The 1,193-nt window shown below is 64.9% G+C and carries 1 protein-coding gene; it reads left to right on the top strand.

The features are described from left to right. Positions 1-1,191: an elongation factor Tu gene (gene tuf / locus ABIC32_RS15235; protein WP_017506879.1), complete on the top strand. Its 1,191-nt coding sequence runs from the start codon at positions 1-3 to the stop codon at positions 1,189-1,191. The last annotated feature ends 2 nt before the right edge of the window (positions 1,192-1,193 follow it).

The following is a 1,193-nucleotide window of genomic DNA, read 5'->3' as shown; positions in this document are numbered from 1 at the left end:
ATGGCCAAGGAAAAGTTCGAACGGACGAAGCCGCACTGCAACATCGGCACGATTGGTCACGTTGACCACGGCAAGACGACGTTGACGGCAGCGATCACGATGACGCTGGCGAAGGCCGGCGGCGCGAAGGCGATGAACTACGCCGACATCGACGCTGCGCCGGAAGAGAAGGCGCGCGGCATCACGATCAACACCGCGCACGTGGAATATGAGACGGCCAACCGTCACTACGCCCACGTCGACTGCCCCGGCCACGCCGACTATGTGAAGAACATGATCACCGGCGCCGCGCAGATGGACGGCGCGATCCTGGTGGTGTCGGCCGCTGACGGCCCGATGCCGCAGACCCGCGAGCACATCCTGCTGGCCCGTCAGGTCGGCGTGCCGGCCCTGGTGGTCTTCATGAACAAGGTCGACCTGGTCGACGACGAAGAGCTGCTCGAGCTGGTCGAGATGGAAGTGCGCGAGCTGCTTTCGTCGTACCAGTTCCCCGGCGACGACATTCCGATCACCAAGGGTTCGGCCAAGGCCGCGACCGACGGCGTGAACCCGGAAATCGGCGAACAGCGCGTTCTGGCCCTGATGGAAACCGTCGACGCCTACATCCCGCAGCCGGAGCGTCCGGTCGACCTGCCGTTCCTGATGCCGGTCGAAGACGTGTTCTCGATCTCGGGCCGCGGCACCGTGGTCACGGGCCGCGTCGAGAAGGGCATCATCAAGGTCGGTGAGGAAGTCGAGATCGTCGGCATCCGTCCGGTCCAGAAGACGACCTGCACGGGCGTGGAAATGTTCCGCAAGCTGCTGGACCAGGGCCAGGCGGGCGACAACGTCGGCGTGCTGCTGCGCGGCACCAAGCGTGAAGACGTCGAGCGCGGCCAGGTGCTGTGCAAGCCGGGCTCCATCACCCCGCACACCAAGTTCCTGGCTGAAGCCTACATCCTGACCAAGGAAGAGGGCGGTCGTCACACCCCGTTCTTCACGAACTATCGCCCGCAGTTCTACTTCCGCACCACGGACGTGACCGGCATCGTTCAGCTGAAGGAAGGCGTCGAGATGATCATGCCGGGCGACAACGCCGAGCTGAACGTCGAGCTGATCACCCCGATCGCGATGGACCAGGGCCTGCGCTTCGCCATCCGTGAAGGCGGCCGCACCGTCGGCGCCGGCGTCGTGGCCAAGATCATCGCCTAAGC

The organism is Brevundimonas sp. 1080 (assembly GCF_040545985.1).
GTDB lineage: Bacteria > Pseudomonadota > Alphaproteobacteria > Caulobacterales > Caulobacteraceae > Brevundimonas.
This window is presented reverse-complemented; position numbering and strand designations above follow the sequence as displayed.

Bases quoted from the DNA above. Each gene is read 5' to 3' on its own strand.
- tuf (WP_017506879.1), top strand. From the start codon at position 1: ATGGCCAAGGAAAAGTTCGAACGGACGAAGCCGCACTGCAACATCGGC.